Below are 19,033 nucleotides of genomic sequence, written 5' to 3'. Positions count from 1 at the left end.
TGTATGTACAGTGAATGGATAGTGTCTATTTTATTGCTGATCGGTGGCGCATTTATCTTAATTGGCTCTATTGGCTTGATAAAAATGCCTGATTTTTTTATGCGCTTGCACGGCCCTACTAAAGCAACGACCCTTGGCATGGCAGGGGTATTGATTGCGGCTATGGTTTTTTTTAGCAGCACACAGGATGGGGTGAGTGTTAAAGAGTTATTGATCACCATCTTTTTATTAATAACGGCACCTATCAGCGGTTATATGCTAATAAAATCAGCAATACACCATAAGTTAAAAGCCAAAGACGGCACTAAAGGACTTGATAACGTTGAAGATGATTAAGTGATTGTGTTCATTTTTTTTACGAAACCCGCTGAGTTTATCTGAGTGGGTTTTTTGCTCACTATTGTTTAATACCCGTACTGAATAATACAACGCTATTAACTATGATAAATAATAAAAAACTGATGCTCGCTAGCTTACTTATTTTGTTGCCGCTAATTGACAGCCTATTTGTACCAACTGCCTTTGGCTTGCAATACCATAGTGAAAAGGCGATGTACTTATTAAGCGCCTATTTTATACCGGTAAAGTTAATTCTAGTGATAGCTGGGGGCTTAATACTGGCAAGCTTTGCTAAGTCACAAATAGAGTTTTCTGAGCCAGTCAAATGGTATGACAAATTGTATTCATTGATTCTATTTGGGTTAGCTTTAATTCAGTTTGCACTATTTTTAATTATTTGCACTTGGTATGTAGTTGTAGGCACGCAGGCGGGTGATTATCTACAACAAGGTCATATTAGTGTATACACATCAGATGTAGGCACTCTTGGTGAGGCTACACATTACTTTTCATACCAATGTACAGATCAAAATGGTTTCTATACTTTAACGCCTATTGTGACATTAGATTGGCTGGGGCATTTTAGCTTTAAGGTTAAAGAAAACACGCTAGTGATTAAGCATAATGATTATGCAGGTAAAGGTGAGCAAATAAAGCAGCTGGACTTAACAGAATATAGTTGTAAATAGACAAAGTACCAACATCCTTGTGAGTACTTTCTGATTTACGGTTTAGCTTTTATCGGTATCTAGCATGTCATCGTGTTTTGCCATGTCCCATGGAAGTTCTCCGGGGCTGTTATCTAAAAAGTGTAAGTAGTTTTCAAACTGATCGAGTATATCCTTAACAATATCATCTTCATTAAAGCCATAAATATCATAAGATAAACCTCCACGGCGTAAAAATACCTCGGCACGATAATAAAGCTCAGGGTCATTCTCAGTGTTTTTTAACTCAGCGTAAGCGAAGCTTGGTGTTGCGTGCTCTGTCAGCCTAATATCATACACAAAGTCTACATGCTCATGCCTTAACACGGTTAGAAAAGCACGGCCCATGACATCGTCGAATTCTACAACGGCTTGCCATTGACGCGTTTTTAACTCGGCTTGTACAGATTCCATCGCGTTTATAACGACTTGGCTGATAAAAGTATGCACGTCGTTCTTGTTAGGATAACTTACCATCGCAGCTAATCGTCGCTTCCAATGTGAAAGGTTTGGGTTTTTGTTGGTCAATGTATGTACTTGTAAGCTGGAATCTCTATGTCCTTCAATGCGTAGGGCGCGCCAAAGACCAACAGTTGCAAGTAACATGATCACAGCAAAGGGTAATGCACTGGCTATTGTCATTGTTTGTAGCGCACTTAAACCACCTGCAAGCAATAGCACGGATGCAACGGTGCCCTCTAATACTGCCCAAAAAACGCGTTGCCAAGCTGGCGTGTCGAGGCTCCCACCTGATGCAAGTGAATCAATCACCAATGATCCTGAATCGGATGAAGTAACAAAAAATGTAATAATCAAAATAACAGTCAGCAACGAGATAAAGAATGACCAAGGTAGGGCTTCAAATAGTTGAAATAGCGCGACAGCGTGATTCGCTTGTACATCAGCAATTAAGGTGTCAAATCCTTCATTCATAATAAGATTCAATGCTGTATCGCCAAACACAGAGAACCATAAAAAGGTAAAAATAGTTGGTACTAACATAACACCAACGACAAACTGTCTAATGGTGCGGCCACGGCTAATTTTAGCAATGAACATGCCTACAAAAGGTGCCCAGGCAATCGTCCAGCCAAATATAAATAATGTCCAATTGCCTATCCAGTCGCTGCGGCTATAGGCTTGTAAGTTAAATGTACGTTCAACAATACCGCTTAAGTAACTGCCGGTATTTTGCAAAAATGATTCTAAAATATGGATACTTGAACCGACAAAAAAGACAAAAGTCATTAACGTGATTGCTAACACCATGTTTAAAATCGAGAGGCGCTTTACGCCTTTATCCATACCTGCGACAACTGAAACTGTTGCAGCTGTAGTTATCAACGCGATAGCAATAATTTGGACCGTAGTATTAACAGGAATAGTGGGCCATAAATAATGTAACCCTGCATTAATTTGAGTGACCGACAAACCTAATGTGGTTGCTATGCCAAATAGAGTGCCTAAAATTGCAAACACATCCACCGTATGGCCAATAGGGCCGTGAATTTTGTCACCAATAAGTGGGTATAAAGCGGAACGAATAGATAGTGGTAGGCCATGGCGAAAAGCAAAGTAAGCAAGCACTAAACCGACAATGCCATATATAGCCCAGATATGAAAACCCCAATGAAAAAAGGCAATTTGCATTGCTTGTTTAGCTGCATCCACAGTCTCTGCTGCGCCACTTGGCGGGGATGCATAGTGTAAAACAGGTTCAGCAACACCAAAATAAAGTAATGCAACACCATAGCCCGCAGAGAACAGCATCGCAAACCACTCGGCAAAACTGTACTGGGGTTGTGCATGATCAGGGCCTAGTTTTATGTTGCCCCAACTTGATGCGGCAACAGAGACAATAAACACTAAAAATATAGCGACAGATAACATATAAAACCAACCAAAGGTTTCAGTTATCCAAGATAAAGTAACGCTGAATGCTTCTCCAGCCAGTTCAGGGTTACTAATAGTACCGAGTACTAAGCACAAAATGATTAACACTGCAGGTAAAAATACAGGCAGCAAAATAGTTGAGCGTAAGGTTTTTTTCGTCATATATTAATCCTTAATATTGAGAGCTAACTTTAAAGCATGCCTATTTACCTTATTACATCTGCTAAGTACTGGCTAATTTTATAGCTTGTTATCTTTACCCAAAATAGATAAAACGATAAGGCTTAGCCTTTTAACAATCCATAAATAACAGTACTCTATATAAATATTGATGCCTAAATGCTCAACATTAACTGGATTTAATAGCTATGAAAAAATTAATTAATCAATATGGTGAAGCCAAATTTGGGATGTTTGAACAAGGGATTGAGCAAATTAATTATCTGAATTTTGATTTGCGCAGTAGCATGGGCAAGCGAAAAAGCCTGCTTGCGAAAAAACTAAAGTTTAACCAGTTTCAATTTATAAGTTTTACTTGTGAAACACTTATTGTTGGTTTGGCGATTGTTGATTTAAAAATTGCCAGTAACTGCTTTATCTATCTATATCATCCAAACACTGGTGAATTTGAGGAGTTTAGCTTTACCAATTTATTTGCTATAGGTACTTACATTGATACTAAGCCAAACTCAGGCAAGGCGCATTTTCATAAAGGCGCGAATAGTGTCACGATCATTAATGAATCAGGTTTACGAAAAGTCACAGTCTATTTAAAAGCGGGTCTAAAAATTGAAGCTGTTATTGATGAGTCAGTACAATACAATCCGCTTGCAGTTTGTGTAAGGGCTGGCTTTACAGGCTTTCACTTTACCCAGAAAATTGCAGCACTTCCTTGCTCAGGCTCTATCGAATGGCGAGGCAAGCATATCAACCTTGAGCAAGTAAAAGCGCTAGCAAGTGTTGATTGGAGCGCAGGCTTTATGCGCCGAGAAACATTTTGGAACTGGGGGAGCTTAGCTTGCACCTTAGCCGATGGCAGACGTTTAGGTTTAAACCTTGCTGCTGGAGTGGTGGAAACAGGTTTTACTGAAAACGCGCTGTGGCTTGATGGCACTTTAATAAAAATCGATATGGTCGATTTTAAATTTAAACGTTATAGCGATAAAAGTGATTACAGACAATGGCAGTTGCGCTCAAATGACGGCATTATAAACCTCACCTTTGAGCCGGTAGGTAAACGCCAAGATAAAACTAATTTACTTATCATCGCCAGCAACTTCACTCAACACTTTGGCCGTTTTTATGGACAAATCACGCTCGAAAATGAAGTTATTACACTCAACGGAGAGTGGGGCTTTACCGAAGATCATTATGCTAAATGGTAAAGTGAGTATTTTTAGCCGTCAGCCGTCAGTTAAGTGATCTGACTGAGAAAAGTAAACATTTGGTTTTAAGTTATTAATTAGTATTGAGTGAAAATAAAATAGCTGGGAGTGATATCCTCAAACCCAGCTATTAACTCAAATCAGCTGATCGCTGACGACTGAAAGCTTACAGCTCTTAATCGTCTATCGATCTCAATAATGCGTTAATACCCACTTTTTTGCGGGTTTGTTGGTCTACTTTTTTCACGATGATTGCAGCGTATAAGCTGTGAGTGCCATCTTTTGATGGTAATGCACCAGGTACAACAACAGCACCTGCTGGAACACGGCCATAGTGAATTTCGCCGGTTTCACGGTCGTAGATACGCGTGCTTTGGCTGATGTAAACGCCCATTGAGATCACTGCACCTTCTTCAACAACCACACCTTCTACAATTTCAGAACGAGCGCCAATAAAACAGTTATCTTCGATAATAGTTGGATTAGCTTGTAATGGCTCTAAAACTCCACCTATGCCCACGCCACCCGATAGGTGAACGTTCTTACCTATTTGTGCGCATGAGCCTACAGTGGCCCATGTATCAACCATGGTACCGTCATCAACATAAGCACCAATGTTTACGTATGATGGCATTAGTACCACGTTTTTACCGACAAAGCTGCCTTTACGAGCGACAGCGTTTGGTACTACGCGCATACCACCTTGCTGAAATTGATCGGCCGTGTAATCACTGAATTTAAGCGGTACTTTATCGTAGAACTGGTTCACACCATCGTTCATCGGTTCGTTATCACGGATCCGAAATGACAGTAATACCGCTTTTTTCAACCATTGATGAACGACCCACTCACCACTGATTTTCTCAGCAACTCGTGCAGCACCGCTATCTAGTAATTCGAGCGCGTCAATAATAGCTTGCTTTACGTCGCTTGATACTGTGCTTGGGCTAATACTATCGCGGTTATCCCAGGCGTTTTCAATCATGGTTTTTAAATCTGACATAAGGTCCTCTTATTCGGTTTCTGCGTTGAGTTTTTTACGCAATGCTTGATGAATTTTTGCTTGCTCTTCGTCAGTAAGTGCTTGGTACTCGTTATTCGATACCACGAAGAAATCTTCTGCACGTTCACCTACGGTAGTGATACGTGCAGCATGTATATGTAATAAATGAGCTTGAAAAACTTCAGCTATTTTGGTCAATAAACCAGGAATATCTACTGCTTGAATTTCTATTAAACTGCGGTCTTTACGTGGGTGAGGACGTAAAATGATTTTAGGTTTAATATTAAAGTCTTTAAAGCGCTGCGAGCGATTCTTTTTAAAGCGTATTTTTTTACGTGGATCTGCTAATGCTTGATCAAGTCCGCGTTTTATCGATTGTGCGCGACCACTCGCAATTGGATCGCCATTAACTTCTAACACAACAAAGCTGAACAGCACATAACCGTCACGGGTTGTGAGTACTTGAGCATGTTGTACTTGTGCTTTTTTCGAGCCAATTACATTCACTAAACGCGCAAAAATAGCACCTGAATAGGGGCTATAAACAAACACTTGTGTGCCACCATGCATGGCTTTATTAGACACAATAACGCTAGGTTGAGTGAGATCTGACTTAATTAAATGTTCGCTGTGCCATGAGATTTGTTGCTCACTAAAGGCAGTGAAATAATTGGCTTTAAAACGGCTCCATATTAAATCGATTTTATCTTCAGTGAACCCGTGATTTAGTAATCGCTGTTTTGCTTGGCGCTTCTTATCACGAATTTGATCGCGTTGATCCATTGGGTTTTCAAGCCCTAAGCGCAGCGCTCGTTGAGTATGTAAATACAGCTCACGCAGTAAAGTGTTTTTCCAGTCATTCCATAAGTTATCATTGGTGGCGCGTATATCGGCAACGGTTAAACAGTATAAGTAATCAAGTTGGCGCTCAGTTTTGACCTTTGAAGCAAACTCTTTGATCACATCAGGGTCATTAATATCTTTACGTTGTGCCGTTACCGACATAAGTAGGTGATTAGCCACTAACCATGAGATAAGCTTGCCATCAGAATTTGTGAATCGATGTAGTTTAGCAAAAGCGATAGCATCCACAGAGCCAAGTTCAGAGTGATCGCCTCCACGGCCTTTGGCAATATCATGAAATATACCCGCTAAGTAGAGTAACTCAGGCTTGTCCATGCGAGTGACTATTTCACAGCATAATCGAAACTCAGAAGCGTTAGATTTATCAAAGTACTGATAAATATTATTAATTAGTTTATGGGTATGTTCATCAACCGTATACGCATGAAACAAGTCAAATTGCATTTGACCGAAAATATTACGCCACTGTGGCAAATAAGCTGCGAGCATGCCGTGTTTGTGCATTAGAGTAAATGCGCGCCCCATGCCGTTGGGATGCTTTATTATTCGTAAAAACGCTTCGCGACACGCTGCGTAATCTTGTAAGTCACCTAACAAGCGTCTACGAACTTGGCGAATGGTACGAATCGTACTTGGGTAAATATGTGTTATCGCAGGGTTATCAGCAATATGCTCAAACAGCACAAAGAGTTGGTCACGACGGAAAAATACCGAAGGATTCTTAACCCTAATTTGATGGCCAACGCGTTCAAAACTGCGGTCTAACTCAATAACGGGTTGCTCACTCGTTTCAGGCAAAATACTTTGCTCGAAATAAGATAACAACATTTGGTTAAGTTCACGAACTCGGCTCATTATTCTGAACAAGCGTTTCATCATTCGCTCAACAGAGGCCTTACCATCACTACCAAAACCGAGAATTTCTGCCGCCAGAGGTTGATGATCAAACAGTAAGCGGTTTTCTGAGCGTCCTGCAGCTAGGTGCAAGGCGAAGCGAATATTCCATAAGTTCTCTAAACACTCAGAAAGCTCTTGGTATTCTTCATGGGTTAAATAGCCATGACTAATTAGTTCTTGTAGGGTTTCTGCTCTAAAGTGCTTTTTAGCAACCCATATAATGGTTTGTAAGTCTCGCAGTCCACCAGGGTTTTCTTTAATGTTTGGTTCTAAGTTGTAGGCAGTACCATGACATTTCTTATGACGTAAATTTTGTTCTTGTACTTTTGCCAAAAAGAAGTCATCTGAGCGCCAAATAGGGGTGTCGAGAATATGATTTTTCAGTTTTTCATATTCGATGTGATTGCCAAATAATAAACGGCTTTCGAGTAAGCTGGTGGCAAACGTAACGTCTTCACGTTTTTGCTCAATCGCTTGATCTATGGTACGAACACTGTGACCTATTTCTAAACTCAGGTCCCATAGCATAGTGACAAACTGGCCTATTTTTTCACAAATAGCGTCACTAGGTTGCTCTGTAACCAGTAACAAAAAGTCGATGTCTGAGTAAGGGTGTAATTCACCACGGCCATAGCCGCCTACTGCAATAAGTGCTAAATCAGGCTCATGAGCTAAGTCATAAACATGAAAAAGTTTGATCAGTAAGCGGTCTATAAATTCAGCGCGGGCATTAATCAAATTACCAACGGGTTGTTTTGAAAACTCGTTTTGCAACCATTTATAAAAGTAAGCAGAACAGTCGCGGTAATCGGTTAGTTGCTCAGCATCGCTAAGCAACTTTTTTACTTTATTGGGTAATGCCACGTGGGCTGGCTCCTAATGTTCGATGATCCTGTCTATCGTATCATCTGATCGGAGCGTTAAAATTTCAACACCATTTTCAGTTACTAGTAGCGTGTGTTCCCACTGCGCTGACAAAGAACGGTCTTTTGTGACCACGGTCCAGTCATCTTTTAGTAATTTACATTGGCGTTTACCGGCATTGACCATAGGTTCAATTGTTAGGCACATGCCCGCTTTTAAAGCTTCTCCAGTGCCTGCACGGCCATAGTGCATGATTTGAGGTTCTTCGTGAAACTCAGCGCCAATACCGTGGCCACAATATTCACGAACGATAGAATAATTAAATCCTTCGGCATATTTTTGAATTGCTTCACCGATATCACCTAGGCGAACGCCTGGTTTTACCATTTTTATCGCCAAGTACAGACTTTCTTGGGTAATTTGTGCAAGACGTTTACCTTGAATGTTAGGTGTACCAACATGGAACATTTTTGAGGTGTCGCCATGGTAGCCATCTTTAATAACAGTGATATCGATATTGACACTGTCGCCGTCTTTTAATGGCTTATCATTTGGAATACCATGACAAATAACATGGTTTACAGACGTACATATCGATTTTGGAAAGCCATGGTAATTAAGTGGAGCAGGGATCGCTTTTTGTACATCGACAATATAATTATGACAAATTGTATTTAGTTCATCAGTGGTCACACCTGGCACTACATGTGGCTCAATCATTTCTAGCACTTCTGCCGCTAAGCGCCCAGCTACACGCATTTTCTCTATTTCTTCAGGGGTCTTGATCACAGCACTCATAGAGGCTCCATAGTCGAGTTTTAACACATTTATCGTCGCACAAATTTTGCACGCGACGTTGAATATTTGTTTTTTATATGGTATAAAGCGCGCCGTCTTTTTACAAATAAATTCTTAAATGATTTTTTGTATTTAAGGCAAACACAATTTTATTTTAACACACACACGTATCGTCACATACACTTGGGTGCATTTGAAGTTAATAAAACTTCGGTGTTGGTGCTATGGGATATGTGGAGGCCTAACCCTAAACTACATAGAGGATTTACAAAATGGCAAACGTTTCAATGCGCGATATGCTTCAAGCTGGTGTTCACTTTGGTCACCAAGCACGTTACTGGAACCCTAAGATGAAGCCTTTCATCTTCGGCGCTCGTAACCGTGTTCATATCATCAACCTTGAGCAAACTGTACCAATGTTTAACGACGCACTTAAATTTTTATCTGGTGCTGCAGCAAACAAAGGTAAAGTACTTTTCGTTGGTACAAAACGCGCAGCAAGCGAAGCAGTTAAAGACGCAGCTATCGCAAGCGATCAGTTTTACGTTAACCACCGTTGGTTAGGTGGTATGTTGACTAACTGGAAAACAGTTCGTCAATCAATCAAGCGTCTTAAAGACCTTGAAATCCAAAGCCAAGACGGTACTTTCGAGAAGTTAACTAAGAAAGAAACGTTAATGCTTAACCGTGAAATGGAAAAGCTTGAAAAGAGCCTTGGTGGTATCAAAAACATGGGCGGTCTTCCAGACGCGCTTTTCGTTATCGATGCTGACCACGAGCACATTGCAATCCGTGAAGCTAACAATCTAGGTATTCCAGTTGTTGCAATCGTTGATACTAACTCTAACCCAGACGGTGTTGATTACATCGTACCTGGTAACGATGATGCTATCCGTGCAATCAACCTTTACACTACCTCTGTTGCTGCTGCAATCACTGAAGGTCGTGAAAACAACATCGTTGCTCAAGCTGAGAAAGACGATTTCGTTGAAGCTGAGTAATTAGCTGTCATCAAGTCTTCATCTAAATTTAGATGAAGACTTGCTATTCTTGTAGAGCGGGTAACCCGCTTATCTAACCTGAATTCAGATTTGAGGATTTACTAATGGCTGTAACTACTGCCCTAGTTAAAGAATTACGCGAGCGTACTGGCGCTGGCATGATGGATTGTAAAAAAGCGTTAACTGAAACTGATGGCGACATCGAGTTAGCGATTGAAAACATGCGTAAGAGCGGTGCTGCAAAGGCTGCTAAAAAAGCAGGTAACATCGCTGCTGAAGGTACTATCATCATCAAGCAAAACGCGGGTGTTGCAGTACTTGTAGAAGTTAACTGTCAAACTGACTTCGTAGCTAAAGACGAAAGCTTCCTAGCATTTGCTAACAAAGTTGCTGACGCTGCTATCGCTGACACGACAACTATCGAAGACTTACAAGCTAAGTTCGAAGAAGATCGTGTTGAGCTTGTGACTAAGATTGGTGAAAACATCAATGTACGTCGTCTTCAGTACATCACTGGTGAGCAACTAGTTGAGTACCGTCACGGTGAGCGTATTGGTGTTGTTGTTGCGGGTGTTGCTGATGAAGAAACACTTAAGCACGTTGCTATGCACGTTGCTGCTTCAAACCCAGATTACCTAACGCCTGATGATGTACCTGCTGATGTTGTAGAAAAAGAAAAGCAAGTACAAATCGATATCGCGATGAACGAAGGCAAGCCTGCTGAAATCGCTGAGAAAATGGTTGTTGGTCGTATGAAGAAGTTCACTGGTGAGGTTTCTCTTACTGGTCAAGCGTTCATCATGGAACCGAAAAAATCTGTTGGCGAAATTCTTAAAGAGAAAAACGCGACAGTTACTAGCTTCGTACGTATGGAAGTTGGTGCAGGTATCGAGAAGAAAGAAGAAGATTTTGCTGCTGAAGTAGCTGCGCAAATTGCTGCTGCAAAAGGTGAGTAAGATTAACTATTTGTGATGCAAAAGGAAAATACATGAAATTAAAGTACTATTTGCTTTTGCGTCACGCATAGAAATTCTTTAAAATAACCGCGCTTTTATGTTTATCATAAGCGCGGTTATTTTTTATCCATAATTTAATAAAAGTTGGCCCCAATACTATGACTATCAATCGTAAACCTATTTTTAGACGTGTTCTTCTCAAATTAAGTGGTGAAGCCTTAATGGGAGACGAAGGCTTTGGCATCGATCCAAAAGTACTTGATCGCATGGCGCAAGAAATCAAAGAGCTAGTAGAACTCGACGTAGAAGTGGGTTTAGTTATCGGTGGTGGTAACTTCTTACGTGGTGGTTCACTTGCCGAAGCTGGAATGAATCGCGTAGTAGGCGATCACATGGGCATGCTTGCAACAGTGATGAATGGTCTTGCAATGCGTGATGCGCTTCATCGTGCATTTGTTAATTGTCGTTTGATGTCAGCAATCCCATTAAATGGTGTGTGTGATGCATACAATTGGGCTGAAGCAATTAGTTTATTAAAAACTGGCCGTGTTGTTATTTTTGCCGCGGGTACAGGTAACCCATTTTTTACTACTGATTCAGCAGCGTGTTTACGTGGTATTGAAATCGAAGCAGACACAGTGATAAAAGCAACTAAAGTAGATGGTGTATTTAGTGATGATCCGGTAAAAAATCCAGATGCAACACTTTACCGTCACTTAAGCTACAATGAAATCATTGATAAAGAATTAAAAGTAATGGATCTCGCTGCATTTACACTAGCACGTGATCATAATATGCCACTGAGCGTATTTAATATGAATAAATCAGGCGCGTTGAAGCGTGTTATTATGGGCGAAGAAGAAGGTACTCTTATCTCTTCACAAGCCTCAGATGAAGTAACTAACTAGATTAGGATTGAACCGTGATTAACGATATTCAAAAAGATGCTGCAGAACGTATGCAGAAAAGTGTAACGGCACTTGGCAGTCAATTATCTAAAATTCGTACAGGTCGTGCTCATCCGGCACTTTTAGATGGTATTATGGTGTCTTATTACGGTGCACCAACGCCGTTAAACCAAGTAGCCAACGTTACAATTGAAGACTCACGTACACTTGCACTAAGTGTATTTGATAAGTCTCTTGCACAAGCGGTAGAAAAAGCAATTATGGCATCTGATCTGGGCTTGAATCCTATGTCAGCGGGTGCAGTTATTCGTGTACCACTACCTCCACTAACTGAAGAACGTCGTAAAGATTTAATTAAAATCGTACGTGGTGAAGTAGAAAGTGGCCGTGTTGCAGTACGTAATATTCGTCGTGATGCTAATGGTGATGTAAAAAGCTTATTGAAAGATAAAGATATTTCAGAAGATGAAGCGCACCAAGCTGAAGATGCTATCCAAAAGCTAACAGATAAGTTCATCAAAGAGATGGATACTCAATTAACAGCGAAAGAAGCTGAGTTGATGGAAATCTAGGCAACTAAATTTATTAGTTTTGAAACGCCGTCTAGGGTATACTAGGCGGCGTTTTTTTATGGAATACTCGATATTTATGGTTCTTAACGCTGACAAAATTTCACAGCAATGTTTACCCAAGCATGTCGCTATAATCATGGACGGCAATGGGCGCTGGGCGCAGGCTAAAAACAGACCGCGTGTTTATGGACACAAAAAAGGTGTGGATGCCGTGCGTCAGTCTGTCCAATTTTGTACTAAATTGGGTGTAGAGTCGCTGACGTTATTCGCTTTCAGTAGTGAAAATTGGCAACGCCCAGAAGATGAAGTTAGTACGTTAATGGAATTATTTTTATTTGTCCTAAGCAAGGAAGTGAAAAAGCTTCATAAAAATAATGTAAAGTTAACGATTATTGGCGACTTATCTCGTTTCTCTGACACTCTTCGCAGCAAAGTGGATGCAGCGCATGCACTGACTGCAGATAACACAGGGCTTAAATTAAACGTGGCTGCAAATTATGGCGGCCGTTGGGATGTTGCTAATGCAGCTAAACAGTTAGGGAAACAGGTTGCTGCTGGACAATTAGATCCTAACGATATTACTGAGCAACTTATGGCTTCGCAAATGAGCATGCACGATCAGGCTGAACCTGATTTGCTGATCCGCACTGGTGGTGATTTGCGCATAAGTAACTTTTTATTATGGCAAGCAGCTTATGCTGAGCTTTATTTTACAGATACGCTTTGGCCAGACTTCAATGAAGCTGCTTTTGCTGACGCTATCGCCTGCTACGTTGCCAGAGAGCGACGATTCGGTTGTACCGGCGAACAAATAAAACAATTACTCGCCGAAACCTAATTAAAAGGGTAACACTTTGCTAAAACAACGAATTTTAACTTCTTTAGTGCTAGCGCCTTTGGCGCTGTTATTAGTTTTTTATACACCACTGACTTTATTTAGTTACATCGCTGGTGCCATTGTTTTATTAGGCGCGTGGGAATGGTCTGCATTTATGGGGCTTTGTAATAAAGTCAAACGAGTGGCATTTGTCGTTTTTATAGGTATATTTTTAGCCTTGCTGAATTGGCATTGGCCAATAGAATCACTCTGGGTTGATGGTCAGTTAGTGGGAGATGCAAACTATATATTTACTTTGTCATTCTCATGGTGGATTGTCGCAACTTACCTAGTATGGCGTTATCCCGCTATGGCTAAAGCATGGAATGATGGTTTAGTGATGCGTGCAATTGCCGGTATATTAACTTTAGTACCATTGTGGCTTGCATTGAATACACTACGAAGCGCTAACTACTTAGAGTCCACGCACTTTGGCTCAATGTTAATCCTTGTCGTATTGGGAATTGTGTGGAGTGCTGATATTGGCGCTTACTTTACCGGAAAGAATTTTGGTAAACATAAATTAATGCCTAAGGTCAGCCCCAATAAAACAATTGAAGGGCTCGCAGGTGGTGTTGTTGCAGCGGTCATCTTTGTTTTGGCGTTTTGCCATTTTACTGACGTAGATATGGCCGTATGGCCAATTTACGCTGTGATGACTATTTTTATCGCTTTGTTTTCAGCGATTGGTGACTTATTAGAAAGCATGTTTAAACGCGAAGCTGGCTTAAAAGACAGTGGTTCATGCTTGCCAGGTCACGGTGGTATTTTAGACAGACTTGATAGTTTAACCGCCGCCGCACCTATTTTTGTTTTATGTTATGCGTGGACACTTAGTTTATGAGTTGTAGACAGCAACTAGTTATACTGGGTGCAACAGGCTCGATTGGCATTAGTACATTAGATGTCATTGCCCGTAATCAAAGTCAGTTCGAAGTATTTGCCCTTACAGCAGGTGCTAATGCTAAATTAATGGCTCAGCTATGCGTTACGCATCAGCCTAAATTTGCTGTTATGGCAACAACTGAAGCAGCAGAGCAATTAATTCAGCACTTAGCCGGTACAGATTGTAAAACGATTGTCCGCAGTGGCTCTGATGCAATGAGTGAGATGAGTGCTCACCCAGATGTTGATGCCGTGATGTCTGCCATTGTCGGCGCCGCGGGTTTAATACCCACTTTAAGTGCGGTGACTGCAGGTAAAAAAGTACTCCTTGCAAACAAAGAATCTTTAGTGATGTCAGGGCAGTTATTTATTGATCAAGTACAACAGCATAAGGCTACGTTACTGCCAATAGACAGTGAGCATAACGCAATTTTTCAATGCCTACCTAGTGCATTACAGGGCTCGCAAGGTAATGCTAAAATAGCGCAGCATGGCGTGAGTAAAATTTTACTTACAGGTTCTGGTGGCCCATTTCTTACTCGTGATATAGACACCTTGGCTGCTGTGACGGTCGCTGAAGCGGTTGCCCACCCAAATTGGTCTATGGGACAAAAGATTTCTGTTGATTCAGCCACCATGATGAACAAAGGTTTAGAGTTTATTGAGGCCAAATGGTTATTTAATTGTTCAGCACAAGATATTGACGTGGTGATTCACCCACAAAGTATTATACATTCAATGGTACAGTACCAAGATGGCTCTGTACTGGCGCAAATGGGTAATCCTGATATGCGCACCCCAATTGCACACGCACTTGCATATCCGCAGCGTATTGACGCAGGAGTTAAACCATTAGACTTCTCACAAATTGCCGACTTTACGTTTACCAAACCTGATTTTACTCGATACCCTAATTTAGCCTTGGCAATAGCAGCGTGCGAAGCCGGGCAAGGCGCAACAACCACTGTTAATGCGGCTAACGAAATTGCAGTTGCTGCTTTTCTAAATGGTGATATCGCTTTTACAGATATATACCGCGTTAATGCACAAACACTTGAGGCAACAACCGATGTAAATGTGCATACGCTCGATGAAATCTTAGCGTGTGATCAATTAGCACGCGAACAAGCTACACAACAAATACGCAAGGTACAACGCTAATATGTTCGATTTTTTCTGGAATCTAGGTTCGTTCATTCTGGCATTAGGTATTTTAGTTACCGTGCATGAATATGGTCACTTTTGGGTGGCGAGAAAAGCGGGCGTAAAAGTACTGCGTTTTTCTATTGGCTTTGGTAAACCATTGTTAAAGTGGCACGACAAACAAGGCACTGAGTATGTAATCGCAGCAATCCCACTTGGCGGCTATGTTAAAATGCTTGACGAGCGAGTTGATGAAGTACCTGAATCTGAGCGTCACCTTTCATTTAATGCCAAGTCAGTTCAGGCGCGTATTGCTATCGTTGCTGCCGGGCCTATGGCAAATTTTACTTTTGCTATTTTTGCTTTAGCCGTTATGTACATGGTCGGCGTGCAGTCAATCAAGCCGGTAGTTGGTAGCGTTAATGAAGGCAGCCGAGCAGAACTGGCGGGTATTACTGCAAAGCAGCAAATTATCAAAATTGGTGATGACGAAATAGCAACCTGGCAAGATGCGACATTTTCATTTATGGCAAGCTTAGGGGATAGTAATGTTGCTGTAACAGTGCGCGATGAACAATATCAAGAACAAGTAAAAACCATAAATATTGATGGCTGGAAGTTAGACCAACAAGACGTGCCACCTCTAGCGTCATTGGGTATTGTGCCGTTTAGACCTAATGCAACTTTAGAGGTAGCAGCAATTACTGCAAACTCGGCAGCTGCTGAAGCAGATTTAAGAGTTGGCGATACAATTATTATGGTAGGTGATGAAACAATAAGCAGTTGGCAGCAATTAGTTAATCTTATTCAGCAATCAGCTAACAAATCATTACAATTTAGTGTAAAAAGACAAGATAGTATAAAGCAGTTGGTCGTTACGCCTAAAGCGCGTAATGGCGCAGACGGACAGCAACAAGGCTTTTTAGGTGTCGCACCTGTTGTTGAGCAGTGGCCAGCGGGGTATATAGAGACTAGACATTATGGTCCACTCGATAGTATTGTGCTGGGCATAACAGAAACATGGCGTTTAATTAGTTTAAGTTTTGACATGATCGGTAACTTAATTACAGGTCAAGTGTCAGTGAAAAATTTAAGTGGTCCAGTTGGTATTGCCGTTGGGGCTGGAACTAGCGTAAGCTATGGTTTTGTTGCCTTTTTAAGCTTTTTAGCATTAATTAGTGTTAACTTGGGTGTATTTAACTTATTACCCTTACCAGTGCTTGATGGTGGTCACTTAATGTATTACATAGTTGAACTTTTCCGTAAAAAGCCGGTCTCTGAAAAGACACAAGAATTTGGTTTTAAAGTGGGAGCCTTGCTACTCATTTTTCTAACATGTTTCGCTTTGTTCAATGATGTATCCCGTTTATAGAAAATAGCGACGGTCTCGAATTAGAACACGATTGTAAAACACCGTATGTTGGTGTTGAGCGGTAATACAGTTGTAAAGGATAAAGATAATAAAATGGCTATAAAAAAACATTTGGCAGTAACAAGTTTATTAGGGGCAAGTTTTGCAGCCCTTGGCCAAGACTCCTTTATTGTTGACGATTTAAAAGTTGAAGGTTTACAGCGTGTGGCACTCGGTGCTGCGTTAACGCATATCCCTATCAATGTCGGTGACAGTGTAGATGACTATACAATTTCAAAAACAATTAAGTCATTGTATGGCTCAGGTCACTTCGACAATATAAAAGCCTTGCGTGATGGCAATAATGTTATTTTTAGAGTAACTGAACGCCCGACTATCAGCGCAATAGAGTTTGATGGCAATAAAGATATTAAAGACGAGCAATTAAATCAGTCTTTAGAGCAACAAGATATTCGCCAAGGTGAGCCACTTGATAAAACCGTGGTTGATAATATTGAAAAAGGCTTAATTGAGTTCTTTCATAGTATTGGTAAGTACAACGCTAAAATAGATATCAGTATTATTAAATTACCGCGTAACCGAGTAAAACTTAAACTTGAATTTGACGAGGGCGACGCAGCTTCAATTCGTCAAATTAATCTAGTCGGTAATGAGTTGTTCTCGGATGAAGAGTTATTAGCACTGGCCGAATCACAACAAGATTTACCTTGGTGGCAGTTTATGGGGAGCGATCGTTACCAAAAGCAAACCATCGAAGGCGATCTCGAAAACATTCGTAGCTATTACCTCGACCGTGGTTACTTACGCTTTAATATTGACTCAACTCAGGTTTCAGTTAGCCCTGAGCGTGAATCAGTGTACGTAACGGCTAATATCAGTGAAGGTGTCAAATATAAAGTTAAAGGCTTTGACTTTATAGGGGACTTACTTGGCCGTGAAGAACTTATAAAAAGTGTTATCCCACTTCGAGCCGGTGAGCTTTATAATGGCTCAGTGGTTACATCCTCAGAAGAGTTTATTAAAAGTTATTTAGCTCGCTTTGGCTATGCAAATGCTGAAGTACGCACTATCCCTGAAATTGATGATGAAAATAAAGAAGTACAATTAACCTTATCAGTTAATCCAGGCAAGCGAGTTTACGTTCGTCGCATCATTGTTGGTGGTAACCAAAATACGGCTGATGAAGTACTGCGCCGTGAAATGACACAGCTAGAAGGTGCTTGGCTTTCTAATCAGAACTTAGAGCGTTCAAAGCTACAAATTCAGCGTTTGCCTTACATGGAAAGTGTTGATTTTAATGTTGTGCCTGTACCAGGAGTTGATGATCAGGTTGATGTTGATTTTACGGTAAAAGAGCAATCAGCGGGTAGCTTCAATGCAGGTCTTGCGTATGGTTCTTATCTGGGTCTGCAATTTAATATTGGAGTTACTGAGTCGAACTTCTTAGGCACGGGTAATCAAATTGGTTTTAATATCAATACTTCACGTGGTTCAGAGCGTGTAAGTCTATCATATACTGACCCGTACTTTACGCCAGATGGTGTATCGCAAGGTAGTAGCATATTTTATAGCAACTATGACGCCAGTAAATTTAGCTTGATTGACTATAAATCAAAAAGTTATGGTATCGGGACGAACATTGGTTTCCCTATTGATGCTGTAAACCGAGTTAACTTTGGTGTTCGTTGGATTCAAGAAGAATTGTCAGAGATTGCTGAATACGAACAAACCCGCGTATTGCGTGAAACATTCTTAGACCCTGAAAACCCAGATGCCGGTTTTGACTTTACTAAGTACGAGCTCAGTGTGGGTTGGTCACGTGTAACGGTAAACCGAGGTTTATTCCCAACTGCGGGTTCACGTCAAACACTTAATTTAACAGGTACAACGCCAAACTCGGATTTAACGTACTTTAAGCTAAATTATGACTCACGTTTTTACTGGCCAATCAGTGACAATCATCGTTGGGTATTCTCAACCCGTGCCGCATTAGGTTACGGTAACGGTTATGGTACTACTAACGGCTACGACCAAACATTGCCGTTCCAAGAGTATTTCCGTATCACTGAAATGGAACTACGTGGTTTTGATAGAAATACCATACTACCACGTGCTATTTCACGTACACCGCAATTAATTCCTGGTACACCGTCCAAAGATGGTACGCCAACAGGTAATATAGGCGGCGCATCAGAGTTTGATGTACTTACACCACAAGGGCGTATTGGTGGTAATGCCAAAGCCGTTGCGGGTATGGAACTTATTGTTCCAACTCCATTCTTAGATGAAGAGAATACAAGCTCTGTGCGTACCAGCTTCTTTGTTGATGCTGCTAACGTATGGGATACAGAATTTAACGTTGACCGTTATCAAAGTTTAGGACCGGATGAACGCGCAAAACTAGAGGATTATTCAGATCCGCTACGCTTTAGGGTTTCGACTGGTTTATCATTACAGTGGATCTCTCCGATGGGTCCAATGCTGATTAGTTTTGCGTATCCATTGCAACAAGAAGAAGATGACGATACGAAGACCATCAGTTTTAATATTAGTAACACTTTCTAAAGGA

General features: G+C 41.0%; 16 protein-coding genes. 12 read left to right on the top strand and 4 right to left on the bottom strand.

The window, feature by feature from the left end:
• Nucleotides 1-3 precede the first annotated feature (3 nt).
• Nucleotides 4-336, top strand: a complete 333-nt coding sequence (locus B5G52_RS00270) for a Na+/H+ antiporter subunit G (protein WP_087530709.1) — start codon at nt 4-6, stop codon at nt 334-336.
• A 104-nt stretch (nt 337-440) separates the two neighbouring features.
• The gene (locus tag B5G52_RS00265; RefSeq protein WP_087530708.1) at nt 441-1,028 is read left to right on the top strand and encodes a hypothetical protein; all 588 of its coding nucleotides are present in this window, start codon (nt 441-443) and stop codon (nt 1,026-1,028) included.
• Nucleotides 1,029-1,070: 42 nt separating this feature from the next.
• Here the strand turns inward: B5G52_RS00265 and B5G52_RS00260 are convergent, their stop codons facing one another.
• On the bottom strand, nt 1,071-3,101 hold the full coding sequence (locus tag B5G52_RS00260) for a BCCT family transporter (RefSeq protein ID WP_087530707.1): 2,031 nt from the start codon (nt 3,099-3,101) through the stop codon (nt 1,071-1,073).
• Nucleotides 3,102-3,307: 206 nt separating this feature from the next.
• Between B5G52_RS00260 and B5G52_RS00255 the strand changes: the two genes are divergently transcribed.
• Complete coding sequence (locus B5G52_RS00255) at nt 3,308-4,324, top strand: DUF2804 domain-containing protein (protein WP_087530706.1); 1,017 nt, start codon at nt 3,308-3,310, stop codon at nt 4,322-4,324.
• 175 nt (nt 4,325-4,499) lie between these two features.
• Here B5G52_RS00255 and dapD read toward each other — a convergent pair whose 3' ends face one another.
• The 3 genes from dapD to map are packed head-to-tail and all read right to left on the bottom strand — an operon-like array spanning nt 4,500 to nt 8,777.
• Complete coding sequence (dapD, locus tag B5G52_RS00250; protein WP_087530705.1) at nt 4,500-5,327, bottom strand: 2,3,4,5-tetrahydropyridine-2,6-dicarboxylate N-succinyltransferase; 828 nt, start codon at nt 5,325-5,327, stop codon at nt 4,500-4,502.
• Between the two features lie 9 nt (nt 5,328-5,336).
• Nucleotides 5,337-7,952, bottom strand: coding sequence for a [protein-PII] uridylyltransferase (gene glnD, locus B5G52_RS00245; protein ID WP_087530704.1), 2,616 nt, complete (start codon nt 7,950-7,952; stop codon nt 5,337-5,339).
• Nucleotides 7,953-7,964: 12 nt separating this feature from the next.
• Entirely contained in the window at nt 7,965-8,777 is an 813-nt protein-coding gene (gene map, locus B5G52_RS00240) for a type I methionyl aminopeptidase (protein WP_254911125.1), read from the bottom strand.
• A 245-nt stretch (nt 8,778-9,022) separates the two neighbouring features.
• Here map and rpsB point away from each other — a divergent pair, with 245 nt between their 5' ends.
• The 9 genes from rpsB (at nt 9,023) to bamA (ending at nt 19,029) form a co-directional block, all read left to right on the top strand.
• Nucleotides 9,023-9,751: a 30S ribosomal protein S2 gene (gene rpsB, locus B5G52_RS00235; protein WP_087530702.1), complete on the top strand. Its 729-nt coding sequence runs from the start codon at nt 9,023-9,025 to the stop codon at nt 9,749-9,751.
• Between the two features lie 104 nt (nt 9,752-9,855).
• Nucleotides 9,856-10,707, top strand: coding sequence for a translation elongation factor Ts (gene tsf / locus B5G52_RS00230; protein WP_087530701.1), 852 nt, complete (start codon nt 9,856-9,858; stop codon nt 10,705-10,707).
• Between the two features lie 158 nt (nt 10,708-10,865).
• The gene (gene pyrH / locus B5G52_RS00220; protein WP_087530699.1) at nt 10,866-11,615 is read left to right on the top strand and encodes a UMP kinase; all 750 of its coding nucleotides are present in this window, start codon (nt 10,866-10,868) and stop codon (nt 11,613-11,615) included.
• Nucleotides 11,616-11,629: 14 nt separating this feature from the next.
• On the top strand, nt 11,630-12,187 hold the full coding sequence (gene frr, locus B5G52_RS00215) for a ribosome recycling factor (protein ID WP_087530698.1): 558 nt from the start codon (nt 11,630-11,632) through the stop codon (nt 12,185-12,187).
• Nucleotides 12,188-12,245: 58 nt separating this feature from the next.
• Nucleotides 12,246-13,025: an isoprenyl transferase gene (locus B5G52_RS00210; RefSeq protein WP_087530697.1), complete on the top strand. Its 780-nt coding sequence runs from the start codon at nt 12,246-12,248 to the stop codon at nt 13,023-13,025.
• Nucleotides 13,026-13,041: 16 nt separating this feature from the next.
• Nucleotides 13,042-13,908: a phosphatidate cytidylyltransferase gene (locus B5G52_RS00205; protein ID WP_087530696.1), complete on the top strand. Its 867-nt coding sequence runs from the start codon at nt 13,042-13,044 to the stop codon at nt 13,906-13,908.
• Entirely contained in the window at nt 13,905-15,110 is a 1,206-nt protein-coding gene (gene ispC / locus B5G52_RS00200; protein WP_087530695.1) for a 1-deoxy-D-xylulose-5-phosphate reductoisomerase, read from the top strand. The genes B5G52_RS00205 and ispC overlap by 4 nt, the downstream gene beginning before the upstream one ends.
• A gap of 1 nt (nt 15,111) precedes the next feature.
• A complete protein-coding gene (gene rseP / locus B5G52_RS00195; protein ID WP_087530694.1) occupies nt 15,112-16,464 on the top strand; it encodes a sigma E protease regulator RseP in 1,353 nt (450 codons plus the stop codon).
• 93 nt (nt 16,465-16,557) lie between these two features.
• Nucleotides 16,558-19,029 carry an outer membrane protein assembly factor BamA gene (bamA, locus tag B5G52_RS00190; protein WP_087530932.1) on the top strand — a complete coding sequence of 824 codons (2,472 nt, stop codon included), beginning with the start codon at nt 16,558-16,560 and terminating at the stop codon, nt 19,027-19,029.
• Nucleotides 19,030-19,033: the final 4 nt, after the last annotated feature.

The organism is Pseudoalteromonas sp. A601 (assembly GCF_002165575.1).
GTDB lineage: Bacteria > Pseudomonadota > Gammaproteobacteria > Enterobacterales > Alteromonadaceae > Pseudoalteromonas.
This window is presented reverse-complemented; position numbering and strand designations above follow the sequence as displayed.

Excerpts from the sequence above, each read along its gene's own strand:
- B5G52_RS00255 (WP_087530706.1), top strand. The coding sequence starts at position 3,308 with ATGAAAAAATTAATTAATCAATATGGTGAAGCCAAATTTGGGATGTTT.
- dapD (WP_087530705.1), bottom strand. The coding sequence starts at position 5,327 with ATGTCAGATTTAAAAACCATGATTGAAAACGCCTGGGATAACCGCGAT.
- pyrH (WP_087530699.1), top strand. The coding sequence starts at position 10,866 with ATGACTATCAATCGTAAACCTATTTTTAGACGTGTTCTTCTCAAATTA.
- B5G52_RS00210 (WP_087530697.1), top strand. The coding sequence starts at position 12,246 with ATGGAATACTCGATATTTATGGTTCTTAACGCTGACAAAATTTCACAG.
- rpsB (WP_087530702.1), top strand. The coding sequence starts at position 9,023 with ATGGCAAACGTTTCAATGCGCGATATGCTTCAAGCTGGTGTTCACTTT.
- bamA (WP_087530932.1), top strand. The coding sequence starts at position 16,558 with ATGGCTATAAAAAAACATTTGGCAGTAACAAGTTTATTAGGGGCAAGT.
- rseP (WP_087530694.1), top strand. The coding sequence starts at position 15,112 with ATGTTCGATTTTTTCTGGAATCTAGGTTCGTTCATTCTGGCATTAGGT.
- ispC (WP_087530695.1), top strand. The coding sequence starts at position 13,905 with ATGAGTTGTAGACAGCAACTAGTTATACTGGGTGCAACAGGCTCGATT.
- B5G52_RS00270 (WP_087530709.1), top strand. The coding sequence starts at position 4 with ATGTACAGTGAATGGATAGTGTCTATTTTATTGCTGATCGGTGGCGCA.
- B5G52_RS00265 (WP_087530708.1), top strand. The coding sequence starts at position 441 with ATGATAAATAATAAAAAACTGATGCTCGCTAGCTTACTTATTTTGTTG.
- B5G52_RS00260 (WP_087530707.1), bottom strand. The coding sequence starts at position 3,101 with ATGACGAAAAAAACCTTACGCTCAACTATTTTGCTGCCTGTATTTTTA.
- tsf (WP_087530701.1), top strand. The coding sequence starts at position 9,856 with ATGGCTGTAACTACTGCCCTAGTTAAAGAATTACGCGAGCGTACTGGC.